The sequence below is a fragment of the Brevundimonas sp. M1A4_2e genome, from assembly GCF_053345555.1.
In genome coordinates, this window is record NZ_JBKFAI010000001.1 from 903,461 (window position 1) to 919,532 (window position 16,072).

Annotated in this window: 13 protein-coding genes and 1 tRNA gene; all 14 read left to right on the forward strand. The window is 68.0% G+C overall.

Annotated elements, in window-relative coordinates:
• Nucleotides 1–92 precede the first annotated feature (92 nt).
• Nucleotides 93–182: transfer RNA gene (locus ACLBV5_RS04330), tRNA-Ser, on the forward strand.
• Nucleotides 183–407: 225 nt separating this feature from the next.
• On the forward strand, nucleotides 408–620 hold the full coding sequence (locus ACLBV5_RS04335) for a hypothetical protein (protein WP_134580292.1): 213 nt from the start codon (nucleotides 408–410) through the stop codon (nucleotides 618–620).
• A gap of 68 nt (nucleotides 621–688) precedes the next feature.
• On the forward strand, nucleotides 689–907 hold the full coding sequence (locus ACLBV5_RS04340) for a hypothetical protein (RefSeq protein WP_447604889.1): 219 nt from the start codon (nucleotides 689–691) through the stop codon (nucleotides 905–907).
• A 168-nt stretch (nucleotides 908–1,075) separates the two neighbouring features.
• A complete protein-coding gene (locus ACLBV5_RS04345; protein WP_447604890.1) occupies nucleotides 1,076–2,521 on the forward strand; it encodes an aldehyde dehydrogenase family protein in 1,446 nt (481 codons plus the stop codon).
• 17 nt (nucleotides 2,522–2,538) lie between these two features.
• Nucleotides 2,539–3,303: a glucose 1-dehydrogenase gene (locus ACLBV5_RS04350; RefSeq protein ID WP_303705941.1), complete on the forward strand. Its 765-nt coding sequence runs from the start codon at nucleotides 2,539–2,541 to the stop codon at nucleotides 3,301–3,303.
• Nucleotides 3,287–4,399, forward strand: coding sequence for a 3-isopropylmalate dehydrogenase (leuB, locus tag ACLBV5_RS04355; protein ID WP_447604891.1), 1,113 nt, complete (start codon nucleotides 3,287–3,289; stop codon nucleotides 4,397–4,399). Before ACLBV5_RS04350 ends, leuB begins: the two co-directional genes overlap by 17 nt.
• Before the next feature lie 10 nt (nucleotides 4,400–4,409).
• Complete coding sequence (locus tag ACLBV5_RS04360; protein WP_447604892.1) at nucleotides 4,410–5,696, forward strand: acetylornithine deacetylase/succinyl-diaminopimelate desuccinylase family protein; 1,287 nt, start codon at nucleotides 4,410–4,412, stop codon at nucleotides 5,694–5,696.
• Nucleotides 5,697–5,715: 19 nt separating this feature from the next.
• A complete protein-coding gene (locus tag ACLBV5_RS04365; RefSeq protein WP_447604893.1) occupies nucleotides 5,716–6,267 on the forward strand; it encodes a cupin domain-containing protein in 552 nt (183 codons plus the stop codon).
• A gap of 155 nt (nucleotides 6,268–6,422) precedes the next feature.
• Complete coding sequence (locus ACLBV5_RS04370) at nucleotides 6,423–7,745, forward strand: aminotransferase class III-fold pyridoxal phosphate-dependent enzyme (protein WP_447604894.1); 1,323 nt, start codon at nucleotides 6,423–6,425, stop codon at nucleotides 7,743–7,745.
• A gap of 26 nt (nucleotides 7,746–7,771) precedes the next feature.
• The gene (locus ACLBV5_RS04375) at nucleotides 7,772–9,988 is read left to right on the forward strand and encodes a TonB-dependent receptor (protein ID WP_447604895.1); all 2,217 of its coding nucleotides are present in this window, start codon (nucleotides 7,772–7,774) and stop codon (nucleotides 9,986–9,988) included.
• A gap of 66 nt (nucleotides 9,989–10,054) precedes the next feature.
• Entirely contained in the window at nucleotides 10,055–11,635 is a 1,581-nt protein-coding gene (locus tag ACLBV5_RS04380; protein ID WP_447604896.1) for an alkaline phosphatase D family protein, read from the forward strand.
• A 23-nt stretch (nucleotides 11,636–11,658) separates the two neighbouring features.
• The gene (locus ACLBV5_RS04385; protein ID WP_447604897.1) at nucleotides 11,659–12,504 is read left to right on the forward strand and encodes an acid phosphatase; all 846 of its coding nucleotides are present in this window, start codon (nucleotides 11,659–11,661) and stop codon (nucleotides 12,502–12,504) included.
• Nucleotides 12,505–12,677: 173 nt separating this feature from the next.
• On the forward strand, nucleotides 12,678–15,218 hold the full coding sequence (locus ACLBV5_RS04390) for an ABC transporter substrate-binding protein (RefSeq protein ID WP_447604898.1): 2,541 nt from the start codon (nucleotides 12,678–12,680) through the stop codon (nucleotides 15,216–15,218).
• Nucleotides 15,215–16,072, forward strand: a complete 858-nt coding sequence (locus ACLBV5_RS04395) for an ABC transporter permease (protein ID WP_447604899.1) — start codon at nucleotides 15,215–15,217, stop codon at nucleotides 16,070–16,072. The genes ACLBV5_RS04390 and ACLBV5_RS04395 overlap by 4 nt, the downstream gene beginning before the upstream one ends.

Genomic DNA, 16,072 nt, shown 5'->3' on the forward strand with positions numbered 1-16,072 from the left:
CAGTCGATTTTCTTCGACATACGGCTTGCAGCCCGGCACGGCTTTCATTAGAGAGACCGCTCGCTCAGCCCCATTAGGGACTACCGACCCGCGGAGAGGTGGCAGAGTGGTTGAATGTACCGCACTCGAAATGCGGCGTACGTGGAAGCGTACCGGGGGTTCGAATCCCCCCCTCTCCGCCACACACTTTGCCTTCCCGAAATTGTAGAATTGCGCTCCCACCCGATAGCTTGGGTGGTTGTAGGGCAGGCGTCGCTGTCTTCAGGCCGAAGTCACGGACGGCTCACGGGGGCGTCTGGGTTTCCCGTCAGTTCCCGCCCGGTTCCCAAACTTTTCGTGTAGCGCTGCTGTAGGAACCGGCATCGCCCCTGTTGCTTGATTTCACTCAATCAACAGGGAGAACCGCCATGACAGACGTCCAACCGAACGACCCCAACCGCGACGACGAGACCGGCCTCGATGGCGACGAGGTCGAAGCTGGCCGAGCCGCTCGGAAGGCGGCCGCCAACCAAGATTCAGAGCAAACCAGCAACCCCGCTGACCGAAGCGCGACGCCCGCAACCGGCGGCGCTGGCGCGGCTGGCGCCGGCGGTCCCAAGGGCTTCGGCACAGGCACCTGAACAGGACGGAGGGGAGAGCGAGGCGCGAGCAACGACCTCGTTCTCCCCTCCTTCACAGGGAGAAAACAATGACGGCAAACGATCAAGACCCTCGCAGCCCCGCTGACAAAGACAGCCTTCAGGCGCAGGCCCGCCGCGAAACCGGCGATGCGGAACGCCGCGACCGACACCCCGATCCCAGCGTCACCACTCCTCAGCCGGACGGAAACCCTGACCAACGCCGAAAGTTGGAAGAAGAAGCCGCCAAGGCGCCCGCGCCGACGGCGCCGATCGCCAACCCGGATTGAGCCATTCGTTGAGATTGGCCAACATCGCTCAATATTTTGAGCATCACAAACGCTAAATCAACAACTTAGCCCCCGCGCAAAAAGGGCTTGTTGCATAATCCGTAATGCGGCCCACTCTCACGCTGGCGATCCCTCAGAGAAGATCGCAGGCAGGATGGGCGGAAACGAGTGGCGGCGCCATTTTCCACGGACAAGGTTTTCATCAACGGCGTATGGCGGTCCGCCGCCGACGGCGCGACCCTGCCCATCGAGAACCCGTCGACGGGCGAGGTCATGGGAGCCTTGGCCGCCGGGACCGCCGCAGACGTGGACGCCGCTGTCCGCGCCGCGCGCGCCGCCTTCGATGGAGACTGGGGCCGCATGACGGCCGTCGAGCGCGGCCGCATCCTGGCCCGCATGAGCCGCGAGGTTGAAGCCCGCATCGACATGCTGGCCGAGCTTGAGGCGCTGGACGTCGGCAAGCCGGTGAAGCAGGCTCGCAACGACGTCGTCGCCCTGGCCCGCTATCTCGAATTCTATGCCGGCGCGGCGGACAAGCTGCACGGCGAGACCATTCCCTTCCAGGACGGCTACACCGTTTACACCCTGCGCGAACCGCACGGGGTGACGGGCCACATCATCCCCTGGAACTATCCGATGCAGATCATCGGGCGCTCGGTCGTGGCGGCCCTGTGCGTCGGCAACGCCGTGGTGCTGAAGCCCGCCGAGCAGGCGTCGCTGACCGCCCTCGCCTTCGCCCACATCGCCGCCGACTGCGGCCTGCCCGCAGGCGCGCTGAACGTCGTGACCGGCACAGGCGCCGAGGCGGGCGCGGCGCTGGCCGCCCATCCGGGCGTCAACCACCTGTCCTTCACCGGCTCGACCGGCGTGGGCGTCGCCATTCAGCAGGCGGCGGCGGTCAACGCAGTGCCGGTGACGCTGGAACTGGGCGGCAAGTCCCCCCAGCTGGTGTTCGACGACGCCGATCTGGACAAGGCCCTGCCCTTCCTCGTCAACGCGGGCGTCCAGAACGCGGGCCAGACCTGCTCGGCCGGATCGCGCGTCCTGGTCCAGCGCGGCGTCTATGACGAGGTCGTGCGCCGCATGGCCGAGCGCTTCGCCGCCCTGACCGTCGGTCCTGCGATGGACGATCTGGCTGTCGGCCCCCTGGTGTCCAGGAAGCAGCAGGCCATGGTCGAGAGCTTCATCGACAAGGGCCGCGCCGATGGCCTGATCGTCGCCCAGGCGAGGCTGGACGACCTGCCGCCCGGCGGCGCCTATGTCGCCCCGACCCTGTTCGGCAATGTCGCGCCCGGTCATCCGCTGGCGCAGCAGGAAATCTTCGGCCCCGCCGTCGTCGTCATTCCGTTCGAGACGGAGGACGAAGCCGTCGCCATCGCCAACGGCACGCCTTACGGCCTCGTCGCCGGGGTCTGGACCGCCGACGGCGGGCGGCAGATGCGGCTGGCCAAGCGGCTGCGGGCCGGACAGGTCTTCATCAACAACTACGGCGCGGCGGGCGGGGTCGAACTGCCCTTCGGCGGCGTCGGCAGGTCCGGCCACGGTCGCGAGAAGGGGTTCGAGGCGCTCTACGCCTTCACCACCCTGAAGACCGTCGCGGCCCATCACGGATAGCGCAGGAGAGTAGCGTCTTGGGGGAGAACAGATCGAAGCGGCTGGAGGGCAAGCGAGCGATCGTCACGGGCGGAGCCTCCGGCTTCGGCGCCGGAATCGCACGCCGCTTCGCCGAGGAAGGCGCCCGCGTCATCGTCGCCGACCTGAGCGGCGACGCCGCCCGCACGCTGGCCGCCGAACTGGGCGACGCCGATCTGGCCGTGAAAGTCGACGTATCCAGCGCCGCCGACGTGGCGGCTCTCGCTGAAACGGCGAACCGCCTGCTGGGCGGCGTCGACATCGTGGTCAACAATGCGGGCGTCGGCCACACGCCCCAGCCGCTAGACGAACTGTCGGACGAAGCGTTCGACCGCATCGCCGCCGTCAACATGCGCGCCATCTATCTGATGTCGAAGGCCTTCGTGCCGGCGATGAAGGCGCAAGGGTCCGGCGCCATCCTCAACATCGCCTCGACCGGCGGGGTCAGCCCCCGGCCAAACCTGACCTGGTACAACGCCTCCAAGGGCTGGGTCATCACGGCCACCCGCGCCATGGCGGTCGAACTGGCGCCCTTCCAGGTGCGGGTGAACGCGCTCAATCCCGTGGCGGGCGACACCCCTCTGCTGAAGACCTTCATGGGCGAGGACACGCCCGAGATGCGGTCCAAATTCCTCTCGTCCATTCCGCTGGGCCGCTTCTCGACGCCGGAGGACATGGGCGCCGCCGCCGCCTTCCTCTGTTCGGACGACGCCTCGATGATCACCGGCGTGGCGCTGGAGGTGGACGGTGGCCGCTGCATCTGACCGCGTCTTCAAGCTTCTGGTCCTGCCGGGCGACGGCATCGGCCCGGAGATCATCCGCGAGACCCTGCGCATCGTCGACTGGGCCCGGAACGCCGGGCTGCGGATTGAACTGAGCGAGGGACTGGCCGGGGGCGCCAGCATCGACGCCGTCGGCGCGCCCATAGCCGAGGATGTGGTAGAGCAGGCCCTGGCGTCCGACGCCGTCCTGTTCGGCGCCGTGGGCGGGCCGAAGTGGGACCACCTGCCCCGCGCCCAGCGGCCCGAGATGGGCATTCTGCGGCTGCGTCAGGCGCTGGATCTCTACGCCAACCTGCGCCCCGCCGTCTGCTTCGACGAACTGCTGGACGCCTCGGCGCTGAAGCCCGAGCTGATCCGGGGCCTCGACATCCTGATCGTGCGCGAGGCGACGGCAGGCGTCTATTTCAGCCTGCCGCGCGCCAATGAAGTCGGCCCGGACGGCCAGCGCCGCGCCTATGACACCCAAGCCTACACCGAGGCCGAGATCGCCCGCGTCTGCCGCACGGCGTTTGAATTGGCCCGCACGCGCCAGCGCCGCGTCTGCTCGGTCGACAAGGCCAACGTCATGGAGACCGGCGCCCTATGGCGCGCCGTCGCGACCGAAGTCGCCGCCGACTATCCCGACGTGGAGCTGTCGCACATGTACGCCGATAACTGCGCCATGCAGTTGGTGCGTCTGCCGGACCAGTTCGACGTCATCGTCACCGACAACCTGTTCGGCGACATCCTGTCCGACGCGGCGGCGGCCCTGACGGGGTCGCTGGGCCTGCTGCCCTCGGCCTCCCTGTCCGGGCTTGGACAAGGCGGCCGCAGTCGGGGCCTGTATGAGCCGATCCACGGCTCTGCGCCGGATATCGCCGGGCAAGGCGTCGCCAACCCCATCGCGACCATCCTGTCCTTCGCCCTGTGCCTGCGCTGGTCCTTCGACCGAGCGGACCTGGCCGACCGGCTTGAGCGCGCCGTGCGTCACGTCGTCTATACCGGCGTCCGCACCCCCGACATCGCCCATGCCGGCATCGCCGCCGTCTCCACCATCGAGATGACCGACGCGGTTCTGACCGCGCTGGACGCCCAGTGAGGTTCGACCCATGAGCACCCCCACCCTGCAGACCGTCATGGAGCTGATCGACGGCCGCACCGACGAACTGGTCGCCCTGACGCAGGACCTGATCCGCTTTCCCACCATCAACCCGCCGGGCGAGGCCTATCGCCCCTGCGCCGAATACATCGGCGAGCGGCTGAAGACGCGCGGCTTCACGGTCGAATACGTGCGCGGCGAAGGCTCGCCGGGCGACAGCGACGCCTACCCGCGCACCAACGTCATCGCCCGCTGGACCGGCGGCGAGCCCGGCCCTTGCGTCCACTTCAACAGCCACATCGACGTGGTCGAGGTCGGGTCCGGCTGGACCGTCGATCCCTTCGCAGGCGTAGTGAAGGACGGCCGCGTCTATGGCCGGGGCGCCTGCGACATGAAGGGCGGGCTGGCCGCCTCCATCATCGCGGTCGAGGCCCTGATCGATTCCGGCCTGCCCCTACCCGGCGCGCTCGAAATCTCCGGCACGGTGGACGAGGAGTCGGGCGGCTACGGCGGCGTCGCCTATCTGGCCGAACGCGGCTGGTTCTCGGAGCCCAAGGTCAACCACGTCATCATCCCCGAGCCGCTGAACGTGGACCGGGTCTGCATCGGCCATCGCGGCGTCTGGTGGGCCGAGATCGAGACCAAGGGACGCATCGCCCACGGCTCCATGCCCTTCCTGGGCGACTCCGCCATCCGCCACATGGGCGCGGTGATGCAGGAGTTCGAGAGCAAGCTCTATCCCGCCATGGCCGCCCGCCATTCCGACATGCCGGTGGTGCCCGAGGGCGCCCGTCAGTCGACCATGAACATCAACTCCATCCACGGCGGTCAGGCCGAGGGCTTCGACGGCCTGCCTGCGCCCTGCGTCGCCGATTCCAGCCGCATGGTCATCGACCGCCGCTTCCTGATCGAGGAGTCTCTGGAGGACGTAAAGGGCGAGGTGAAGGCCATCCTCGACGGGCTGGGGGCCCAGCGCCACGGCTTCCGCTATGAGATGCGCGACCTGTTCGAAGTCGCCCCCAGCATGGCCGACCGCGACGGCCCCGTGGCCAGCACCACCGCCGCCGCCATCGAGACGGTGCTGGGGCGCAAGGCCCAGTTCGTCTGCTCGCCCGGCACCTATGACCAGAAGCACATCGACCGCATCGGCCGGCTGAAGGACTGCATCGCCTACGGCCCCGGCGTGCTGGACCTGGCGCACCAGCCCGACGAATGGGTGGGCATCGACGACATGAGCAACTCGGCCAAGGTCATGGCGAGAGCGGCCTATGACCTGCTGACCCGCAAGCGGAACTGACAGGGCGGCGCGCGGCGATATGGAAGAAGAGAACATCATCGGACCGCGCCTGCGGGCGCTGCGGGATCGCCTCGGCCTGTCGCAGCGCGCGCTCGCTCGCAAGGCGGGCGTGCCGTCCAGCACCGTCAGCCTGGTCGAGAGCGGCCGCACCAGCCCCTCGGTCGGCTCGTTGAAGCGGCTGCTGGACGCGGCGGGCATATCGCTGGGCGACTTCTTCAGCTCGGAGTTTGAGACCCCGACCAAATACTTCTATCGCCACGACGAACTGACCGACATCTCGCGCGGCGAGGTCTCCTACCGTCAGCTGGGTTCCAGCCAGGATTCCAGCCTGCAGATCCTCTACGAGACCTATCAGCCCGGCTCGGACAGCGGGCGGGTCATGCTGTCCCACGAGGGCGAGGAAGGCGGGCTGATCATCTCCGGCCGTCTGGAAGTCACGGTCGACGGCCAGTCGCGGGTGCTGAAGGCAGGCGACGGCTACCTGTTTCCCAGCGTCCTGCCGCACCGTTTTCGCAACGTCGGCGACTGCCCCTGCGTGGTCATCAGCGCCTGCACCCCGCCGACCTTCTGACCGCGCCGTTGCGGGCGATCATTATAACGATCACTGGAATATTTTTGCCATCAATCTCAGCGGTATAGCCCTATGAAGAAACAGGCTTGCCGTAATTAACGATCCGTCGGCTACTCATTCCCGAAAGGGCGAAGGCCGTGACGAAGGATGACTGCATGACCGCCGCCAGAGCCGCCAACGATCTCGATCCTTTCTGGATGCCGTTCACGGCCAACCGCGCCTTCAAGGCCCAGCCGCGTCTGCTCGCCTCGGCCCGGGACATGCACTACTTCACCCCCGACGGCCGGGCGGTGCTGGACGGCACGGCCGGCCTGTGGTGCGTCAACGCCGGCCACGCGCGCAAACCGATCGTCGAGGCCATCCAGCGCCAGGCCGAGATTCTGGACTACGCCCCGACCTTCCAACTGGGCCATCCGCTGGCGTTCGAGCTGGCGTCACGCCTGGGCATGCTGCTGCCCGGCGACCTGAACCACGTCTTCTTCGCCGGCTCGGGGTCCGAGGCGGTCGACAGCGCCCTGAAGATCGCCCTCGCCTGTCAGCGCGCCAGGGGGTTCGAGAACCGCACCCGCCTGATCGGCCGCCAGAAGGGCTACCACGGCGTCGGCTTCGGCGGCATTTCCGTCGGCGGCCTGGAGAACAATCGGCGCGGCTTCCCCACCCTGCCCGGCGTCGACCACCTGTCGCACACGCTGAACCTCGAGGAAGCCGCCTTCACGCGCGGCCAGCCGACCTGGGGCCTGCACCTGGCCGATGAGCTGGAAGCCCTGATCGAGACCCACGGCGCCGAGACCATCGCCGCCCTCATCGTCGAGCCCATGTCCGGATCGGCCGGGGTGATCGTGCCGCCCGTCGGCTATCTGGAGCGCCTGCGCGAGATCACGGCGCGGCACGGCATCCTGCTGATCTTCGACGAAGTCATCACCGGCTTCGGCCGTCTGGGCGCCCTGACGGCGGCCGAGGCGCTGGGCGTCACGCCCGACCTGATGACCTGCGCCAAGGGGCTGACCAACGGGGCCGTGCCCATGGGCGCCGTCGGCGTCAGCGCCGCCGTCTATCAGTCCGTGGTCGAGGGCGCCGCCGGCCCGGGCATCGAGTTCTTCCACGGCTACACCTATTCCGGCCATCCGCTGGCGGCGGCGGCCGGGCTGGCGACGCTGGATGTCTATGAAAGCGAAGGCCTGTTCCAGCGCGCGGCCGAACTGACGCCCTACTGGCAGGACGCCGTGCACAGTCTGAAAGGGCTGCCGCATGTCATCGACATCCGCGACATGGGTCTGGTCGCGGGCATTGAGCTTGAGCCCCGCGCCGGCGCGCCGGGGGCCCGCGCGACGGAAGCCTTCCACCGCGCCTTCGACGACGGCATTCTGATACGAGTGACAGCAGATGTCATCGCGCTGTCGCCTCCTTTGATTATCATCCGCGACCAGATCGACGAGTTGATCGATCGCCTTTCCAGCATCATCAAAACCATCAGATAGATATCAGTGGTATTGAGGGGGACGATATGAACAAATATATCTTGGCGTCTTCTGTCAGTTTACTGACAATCGCCGCATTCTCCAGCGCCAACGCTCAGAGCGACGCCCGATCGGGGGATCAGGCCACGCGCGTCGACGAGATCATCGTCACCGCCCAGCGTCGCGAGCAGGCCAGCCAGGACGTGGGCGTCTCGCTCAGCGTCATCGGCGGCGAACAACTGGACGAGAAGGGCATATCGGTCGTCAACGACCTGGAGAACGCCGTCCCCAACATGGAAGTCGACAGCCAGTTCGGCGGCGGCCAGCCTCAGTTCCGCATCCGCGGCATCGGCGCGCGCGAATACTCCTCAAACAACGCCTCGACGGTCGGCATCTATGTCGATGAAGTGGCCCATCCCTATACGGTGACGACCCAGGGCGCCCTGTTCGACGTGGCGCGCATGGAAGTCCTGCGCGGCCCGCAAGGCCCCCTCTACGGCCGCAACACCACCGGCGGCGCCGTCAACATCATCACCAATGCGCCCACGGCCGACTTCCGCGCCGGCTTCAACGCCGAATACGGCACGTTCGATCGCTTCAAGGTCGAGGGCTATGTCTCGGGTCAGATCGCGCCCAACCTGCTGGGCCGCTTGGCCGCCGTCACCGAACAGGGCGGCGCCTGGCAATACCACCGCGATACCGGCGAAAAGCTGGGCGACCTCGACAAGAGCGCCATCCGCGGTCGCCTGACCTGGGACGCCAGCGAGGCCGTCACCGTCGACCTGGCCGCCACCTATTCAATCGACAAGTCGGACGGCCGCGGCTTCCGCCTGCTGGGGCCGTACACGGTCTCGGGCGGCGCCGTGACCTATCCCAAGGATACGGCCTGGAGGATCACGGGCTGGGGCATATCGCCGGAAATGGCGGCCGTGGCCGGGGTCGGCCTGAACGCCAAGCCGTTCCGCGACAACGACGGCTTCGACGTCAGCGCCCGCATCAAGGCCGACCTGGGCTGGGCCGACCTGACCTCGATCACCGCCTACCAGACCTTTTCGCGCAGCGAGTTCAACGACTGGGACAGCACCCGCTTCAACGAGTCGAACGTCTTCTTCTACAACGACATCGACGTCTTCGCTCAGGAGCTGCGCCTGAGCTCCAACGGCGACGGCCCCCTCAGCTGGATGATCGGCGCCCACTATGCTGACGAAAGCATCGACGGCGGCTTCTACACCAACTTCCGGGGGCAGCCGAACCTGATCAACACCGCCTATGGCCAGTCAGTGTCAGCCTTCGGCGTCTTCACCCACAACTCCTATCAGGTGAACGAGCGCCTGAACCTGATCGCCGGCCTGCGTTGGGAGACGGAAGAGCGGACCCTGGACAGCGGCGGCACCTCGGTCGCGCCCAATCCGCCGCCGCCGACCACCAGCTACGACACTGATCTGAACGAGGTCTCCGGCCGCCTGGGCCTGGAATACAAGCTGACGGACGACGCCCTCTTCTACGCCAGCGTGGCGCGCGGGGTGAAATCGGGCGGCTTCACCACCTACAACGCCACCTCGGCGACCCCGTTCAAGCCGGAAATCGTCATCGCCTATGAGACCGGGATCAAGTCGGACCTGTTCGACCGCCGCCTGCGTCTGAACGGCGCCCTGTTCTACTATGACTACAAGGACCAGCAGGTTCAGGGGCTGGAATACGACCGGATCACCGGCCGCCTGGGCAAGATCACCAATGTGCCCAAGTCGCACATCTGGGGCGGCGAGATCGAGCTGACCTGGGTGCCGGTCGACGGCCTGACCATCAGCCAGAACATCGGCTACAAGACCGGCGAGTATGACGAGTACTTCGCCATCGACGGCGCCAAGACCGACGCCGCCAATCCCAAGGACGGCCCCTGGGACGTCATCATCACCAACGACCGCTCCGGCGAGCGCCTGTCCTTCCCCAAGATGAACTATGGCGGCTCGGTCGCCTATGACTGGGAAGCGGCCGGGTGGGAGCTGCGCGCCGAGACCAACTACAACTATCGAGACGAGCTGTATTCCGTCAGCTCCTCATCGATCATCGACGCCTACTGGCTGTGGAACGCCAACTTCAGCGTCAGCCCGGCGGGCGCCAACTGGCGCGCGGGCCTGTGGGTGCGGAACATGTTCAACACCTATTACGAAGAGACCCGCAACGGCTTCAACGGCTCGGCGCGTCCGACCACCTCGCCCAGCCAGGGCCGCACCTACGGCGTGCGCCTGTCGGTGGACTTCTAAGGCTTCCTCCCGAGTGAGGCGGGCCGGTTCCGGCCGGTCCGCCTTGCGCCTTTTCCTGATGGTATGATGGCTTACTCCGCTTCCCGCCTTGATCGCCGCACCCTGCTGACGGGTCTGGTCGTCGCGCCCGCCGTGCTGAGTTTCGGTCGCGCCCAGGCGGGCGGCGCCTATCTGTTTCCGCTGGGCGTCGCCAGCGGCGATCCCGCGCCGGACGGCTTCGTCATCTGGACCCGGCTGGCCGCCGATCCCTTGGCCGCCGACGGTCTGGGCGGCCTCGACGCCGCCATTCCCGTGCGCTGGGAAGTGGCCGCCGACGACCAGTTCCGCCGCATCGTCGCCGCCGGCAACGCGACCGCCGACCGCGACGCCGCCCACAGCCTGCACGTCGAGGTCGCGGGCCTCAGCCCCCATCGCCCCTACTGGTACCGCTTCACCGCCCAGGGCCAGCAGAGCCCGACCGGCCGCGCCCTGACCACGCCCGCCCCGAACGCCAGCGCCGACCGGCTGCGCCTCGCCGTCGCCTCCTGCTCGCACTGGGAGCGCGGCTATTTCAGCGCCTACGGCCACATGGCCGACGAACAGCCGGACCTGACCCTGTTCCTGGGCGACTACATCTATGAGTACAGCCTGGGGCCGGACCGCGCCGACCAGGTGGTGCGGCCCTATAATCTGGAAGAGGCGACATCGCTGGCGGGCTATCGCAACCGCTACGCCCTGCACCGCACCGATGCGAACCTGCAGCGTCTGCACGCCGCCGCCCCCTGCCTCGCCGTCTGGGACGATCACGAGGTTCAGGACGACTATTCCGGCGTCTGGTCCAAGATTTCGGGCGTTGCGCCCAATGACTTCCTGCAACGCCGCGCCGCCGCCTACCAGGCCTTCTACGAAGTCATGCCGATCCGCCGCACGCGCCTAAGCGCCGCCCTGCAGATGCCGATCTATCGCCGCGTCCGCTATGGCAAGCTGGCCGAGTTCTTCATGCTGGACGGCCGCCAATACCGCTCGAAACAGCCGTGCAGCGACGGCGCCAACGGCGGCAAGGGCCAGATCGTCACCGACGCGACTTGCACCGACCGCCTGGACCCGTCGCGCACCTTCCTCGGCTTCGAGCAGGAACGCTGGCTGTACGACGGCCTGGCCCGCGCCGAGGCGCGCTGGAACATCCTGGGCCAGAACCTGGTCATGGCGGGCCTGCGCCTGGCCCGCAGTCCGGCCGAGGAGAACCGCTACTGGACCGACACATGGGACGGCTTCCCCGCCGCCCGCGAGCGTCTGACCTCGGCCCTGTCCGAGCTGAAGCCGTCCAACCCCGTGGTCCTCAGCGGCGACTACCACTCCTTCTGGACCAATGACGTGAAGCTGGACAGCCGCGACCCGTCGTCGGCCACAGTGGCGACCGAGTTCGTCGGCACCTCCATCACCTCGACCGGCCCCAGCTACGACGGGCTGATGGCCGTCATGCCCAATAATCCGCAGGTGAAGTTCTTCGACAGCCGCCCGCGCGGCTATATGTCGATCGACGTGCGCCCCGACCGCATGGATACGCGCTATCAGGTCATCAGCGACGTGCGCGACCCCAAGGCCAGCCTGTCGACCCTGAAATCCTGGACCGTTGAATCGGGCCGCCCCGGCGCCGTCGCCGCATGATCCCTTCTACCCGGAGTTTTCCCATGACCACCTCGCGCCGCTCTTCTTCCCTCATCGCGATGAGCCTGGCTCTCGCGCTCGGCGGAGCGTTGAGCGGCTGCGCCGGGGCCGTGTCGACGCAGACGGCGGCGACTGCGCCCGTCACTTTCTGGGAAGGCTTCCGCGATCATCCGCACGGCTATCTGACCGCCGAGAACACGCCCAACGCCGCCAACTTCCTGCCGCCGCCGCCCGCCGAAGGCTCGCTGCGCGAACAGGCCGACATCGCCGCCTATCGCGCCATGCGGTCGCTGGAAGGCACCGAGCGCTGGGCCATCGCCCGCGCCGACAATGAGATCGAAACGCCCGGCGCCCCGCGCGCCTTCGACTGCGCCCTCGGCTTCAAGTTCGAGCCGGAACAGATGTCCACCCTGACGCTGCTGATGGGCAAGATGCTGGGCGATCTGGAGATGATCCAGACCCCCGCCAAGAAGGGCTATTTCCGCAAACGTCCCTTCGTGGTCGAATCCCTGCCGACCTGCATCGCGCCGGAAAGCTGGCTGGGGGCCAGCGGTTCCTATCCGTCGGGCCACTCGGCCTTGGGCTGGGCCTGGGCCCTGGTGCTGGCCGAGTTGGCGCCGGACCGCGCCGACGCCATCCTGCGACGCGGACTGGCCTATGGCGAAAGCCGCGCGGTGTGCGGCGTCCACTACCCCAGCGACGTCGAGGCGGGCCGCATCGTCGGCTCGACCATCGTCACGCGCCTGAAGGCCGATCCGGCGTTCCAGACCGACTTCGCCCGCGCCAAGGAAGAGTTCGACGCCGCCCGCGCCGCCGCGACGGAGGCGACCGCCGCCTGCCCCGCCTCCCTGTCGCGCCAGCCATGGTGAGGCGCGCTTAATCGATGGCGTGAGGGGAAAGCCATGACGTAGGCTGACGCAGATCGGCCACGTCGCAAGGGGGAGATCGAGGGAAGGTGACGAAGACAGGGGCGACATGCGTCGCGACAGCATCACGACGGCGCGGCCGGAACGGCGGGCTTCGGCCCGGCCTGATCACGCTCGTGCTGTCGCTGGCCCTGTGCCTCGCCTGGAGCCTGACCGCGCCGCAGGTTCAGGCGCAGGCGCCGCGTGACCGTCTGGTCCTGGGCCTGCCGCTGGAGCCGCCGAACCTTGATCCGACCTCGGGCGCGGCGGCGGCGGTGGATGAAGTCGTCTACGCCAACGTCTTCGAGGGCCTGACCAGGCTGACCCAGAACGGCGCCGTCGCCCCGTCATTGGCCGACACGTGGGAGGCCGCCCCCGACGGCCTGACCTGGACCTTCCACCTGCGGCGCGGCGTGACCTTCTCCGACGGTTCGCCGTTCGACGCCTCGGTGGCGAAGTTCTCTCTGGACCGCATCACCGCCGAAGGTTCGACCAACGCCCAGAAGGCCCTGTTCGAGCCGATCAGCAACGTCGAGGTCGTCGACCCGGCGACCATCCGCATCCACCTGTCGCGGCCCATGGCGACCCTGCCCTACGTCCTGGCCTGGGGCGACGCGGTCATGGTCTCGCCAAAGAGCGCCGCGACCAACGCCGTCACCCCCGTCGGCACCGGCCCGTTCAAGCTGCAGAGCTGGCAACGCGGCAGCCAGCTGACCCTGATCCGCCGCGACGGTTACTGGGGAACACCGCCCCGCCTGAACACCGTCGTCTTCCGCTTCATCAGCGACCCGACCGCCGCCTTCGCCGCCGTCAGCGCGGGCGACGTGGACGCCTTCCCCAACTACCCCGCGCCCGAAAACGTGGCCCAGTTCCAGCGCGACCCGCGCTTCCGCGTCGTCGTCGGCGCGTCCGAGGGCAAGGTCATCCTGGGGATCAACAACACCAAGGCGCCGTTCAATGATGTGCGCGTGCGCCGCGCCATCTCCTACGCCATTGACCGCGACGCCCTGATCCAGGGGGCCATGTTCGGCTTCGGCCAGCCGATCGGCAGCCACTACTCGCGTCAGGCGCCGGGCTATGTCGATCTGACCGGCCTCTATCCGCATGATCCCGCCAAGGCGCGTCAACTGCTGGCCGAGGCGGGCTATCCCAACGGCATCGACGTGACCTTGCGTCTGCCGCCTCGCCCCTATGCCCGACGAAGCGGCGAGGTGCTGATTTCGCAGCTGGCCGAAGCGGGCATCCGCGCGAAGATCGAGAATCTGGAATGGGCCCAATGGCTGGATCAGGTGTTCAAGCGCCGCCAGTTCGACCTGACCATCGTCGAACACGTTGAACCGATGGACTACGACATCTATGGCCGCAAGGACTACTATTTCGGCTACGACAGCCCCGCCTTCGACGCCCTGCTGGCTCAGGTCAACGCCGCCCCGGACGAGGCGACGCGCAACCGCCTGCTGGGCGATCTACAACGCCGCATCGCCGATGACGCGGTCAACGGCTTCCTGTTCCAGTCCTCGCGCATCGGCGTGTGGAAGGCGGACGTGAACGGCCTGTGGATCAACGGCCCCATCGCCGCCAACGATGTCACCGGCGCCTACTGGACTGGCGCGGGCGCAGCGGGCGCCGCGACCGCCAGCGCCGAACGCGCCGGCGGGGCCCTGCCCTGGGGCTGGATCAGCCTGATCGCGGGCGCGGCGCTCCTCGCCTTCGTGGCCTGGCGCTTCGGCGCGGCCTGGCTGCTGAAGAAACTGGGCGGCCACGTCCTGACGCTGCTGGCGGCGACCGTGGTCATCTTCCTGCTGCTGCAGGTCGTGCCGGGTGATCCTGCCAGCTACATGATGGGGCTGAACGCCAACCCGGAAAGCATCGCCGCCCTGCGCCAACAGATGGGTCTCGAAGGCTCCGGCGTCGAACGCTATTTCGCCTGGCTCGGCGACCTGCTGACCGGAAAGTTCGGGACCAGCTACACCTATCAGGTGCCGGTCGGCGGCCTGATCGCCGAACGTCTGGCCGTGTCCGCGCCGCTGGCCCTGATGGCGACGATCCTTTCGCTGGCCATCGCCCTGCCCATCGGCGTCACCGCCGCCAGCCGCAGGGGAACCGCCGTCGACACCGGCCTGATCGGCGTGACCCAGATCGGCGTCGCCCTGCCCAACTTCTGGATCGCCATGCTGCTGATCCTGCTGTTCTCGGTGAGCCTGGGCTGGTTCTCGGCGGGCGGCTTCCCCGGCTGGGGCGCCGGCTTCTGGCCCGCCTTCCAGGCCCTGATCCTGCCCGCCGTGGCCCTGGCCGCCCCTCAGGCCGCCATCCTAGCCCGCGTGCTGAGAACCGCCCTGCTCGACACCATGAACGAGGACTATGTCCGCACCGCCCGCGCCAAAGGCCTGTCGGTCAATCAGGCCCTGTGGCGACACGCGCTTCGCAACGCCTGGATCCCCGTCCTGACCATTCTGGGCCTTCAGTTCCCCTTCCTGCTGGCCGGCGGCATCATCATCGAAAACGTCTTCTCCCTGCCCGGCCTCGGCCGACTGGTCTTCCAGGCCATCACCCAGCGCGACCTGATCGTCGTGCAGAGCGTCGTGGTGGTGCTGGTCTTCGCCGTGGTTCTGGTCAGCTTCCTGATCGACCTGGCCTATCTGTTCGCCGATCCGCGCCTGAGGGGACGCCGCGCATGACCGACGCCCCCGCCATCACCGCTCCCGCCAAGCCCCGCGTGCGCTGGCCGCTGTCGCTGATCGTCGGCGCCACGCTGACCGCCGTCGTGCTGGCGACCGCCCTAATCGCCCTCGTCTGGACGCCCTATGACGTCGAGGCGGTGGACATCGCCGCCAAGCTGACCGCCCCCTCGGCCGCCCACTGGATGGGCACGGACCACTTCGGCCGCGACGTGCTGTCGATGATCATGGCAGGCGCGCAGAACTCCCTCGTCGTGGCCTTCGTCGCCGTCGGCATCGGCGTCGGCATCGGCACGCCGCTGGGCCTGACGGCGGCGGCGCGCGGCGGCTGGATCGACGAACTGGTCATGCGCGGCAACGACCTGATCTTCGCCTTCCCCGCCCTGCTGCTGGCCGTGATGATCACCGCCGTCATGGGACCGGGCGCGATCAACGCCGTCATCGCCATCGGCGTCTTCAACATCCCCGTCTTCACCCGCGTTGCGCGCGGCGCAGCACAGGGCCTGTGGACCCGCGAATACGTCCTGGCCGCCCGCACGGCGGGGAAGTCCAAGGCCCTGATCTCGGTCCAGCACATCCTGCCCAATCTGATGAGCCTGCTGGTCGTGCAGGCTGCGATCCAGTTCGCCGTCGGCATCGTGGCCGAGGCGGGCCTGTCCTACGTCGGACTGGGCGCCCAGCCGCCCGCGCCCAGCTGGGGCCGGATGCTGGCCGAGGCGCAGACCATGATCGGCTTCGCGCCCTGGCTGGCGATCATGCCGGGGCTGGCCATCTTCGTGACCGTGCTGGGCCTCAGCCTGACCGGCGACGGCCTGCGCGACCTGTTCGATCCGCGCGTGCGGCGGGAGCGTTGA

Coding starts and splice junctions, on each gene's coding strand:
- ACLBV5_RS04380 (WP_447604896.1), top strand. CDS start 10,055: ATGGCTTACTCCGCTTCCCGCCTTGATCGCCGCACCCTGCTGACGGGT.
- ACLBV5_RS04360 (WP_447604892.1), top strand. CDS start 4,410: ATGAGCACCCCCACCCTGCAGACCGTCATGGAGCTGATCGACGGCCGC.
- ACLBV5_RS04370 (WP_447604894.1), top strand. CDS start 6,423: ATGACCGCCGCCAGAGCCGCCAACGATCTCGATCCTTTCTGGATGCCG.
- ACLBV5_RS04335 (WP_134580292.1), top strand. CDS start 408: ATGACAGACGTCCAACCGAACGACCCCAACCGCGACGACGAGACCGGC.
- ACLBV5_RS04365 (WP_447604893.1), top strand. CDS start 5,716: ATGGAAGAAGAGAACATCATCGGACCGCGCCTGCGGGCGCTGCGGGAT.
- ACLBV5_RS04375 (WP_447604895.1), top strand. CDS start 7,772: ATGAACAAATATATCTTGGCGTCTTCTGTCAGTTTACTGACAATCGCC.
- ACLBV5_RS04385 (WP_447604897.1), top strand. CDS start 11,659: ATGACCACCTCGCGCCGCTCTTCTTCCCTCATCGCGATGAGCCTGGCT.
- ACLBV5_RS04340 (WP_447604889.1), top strand. CDS start 689: ATGACGGCAAACGATCAAGACCCTCGCAGCCCCGCTGACAAAGACAGC.
- ACLBV5_RS04395 (WP_447604899.1), top strand. CDS start 15,215: ATGACCGACGCCCCCGCCATCACCGCTCCCGCCAAGCCCCGCGTGCGC.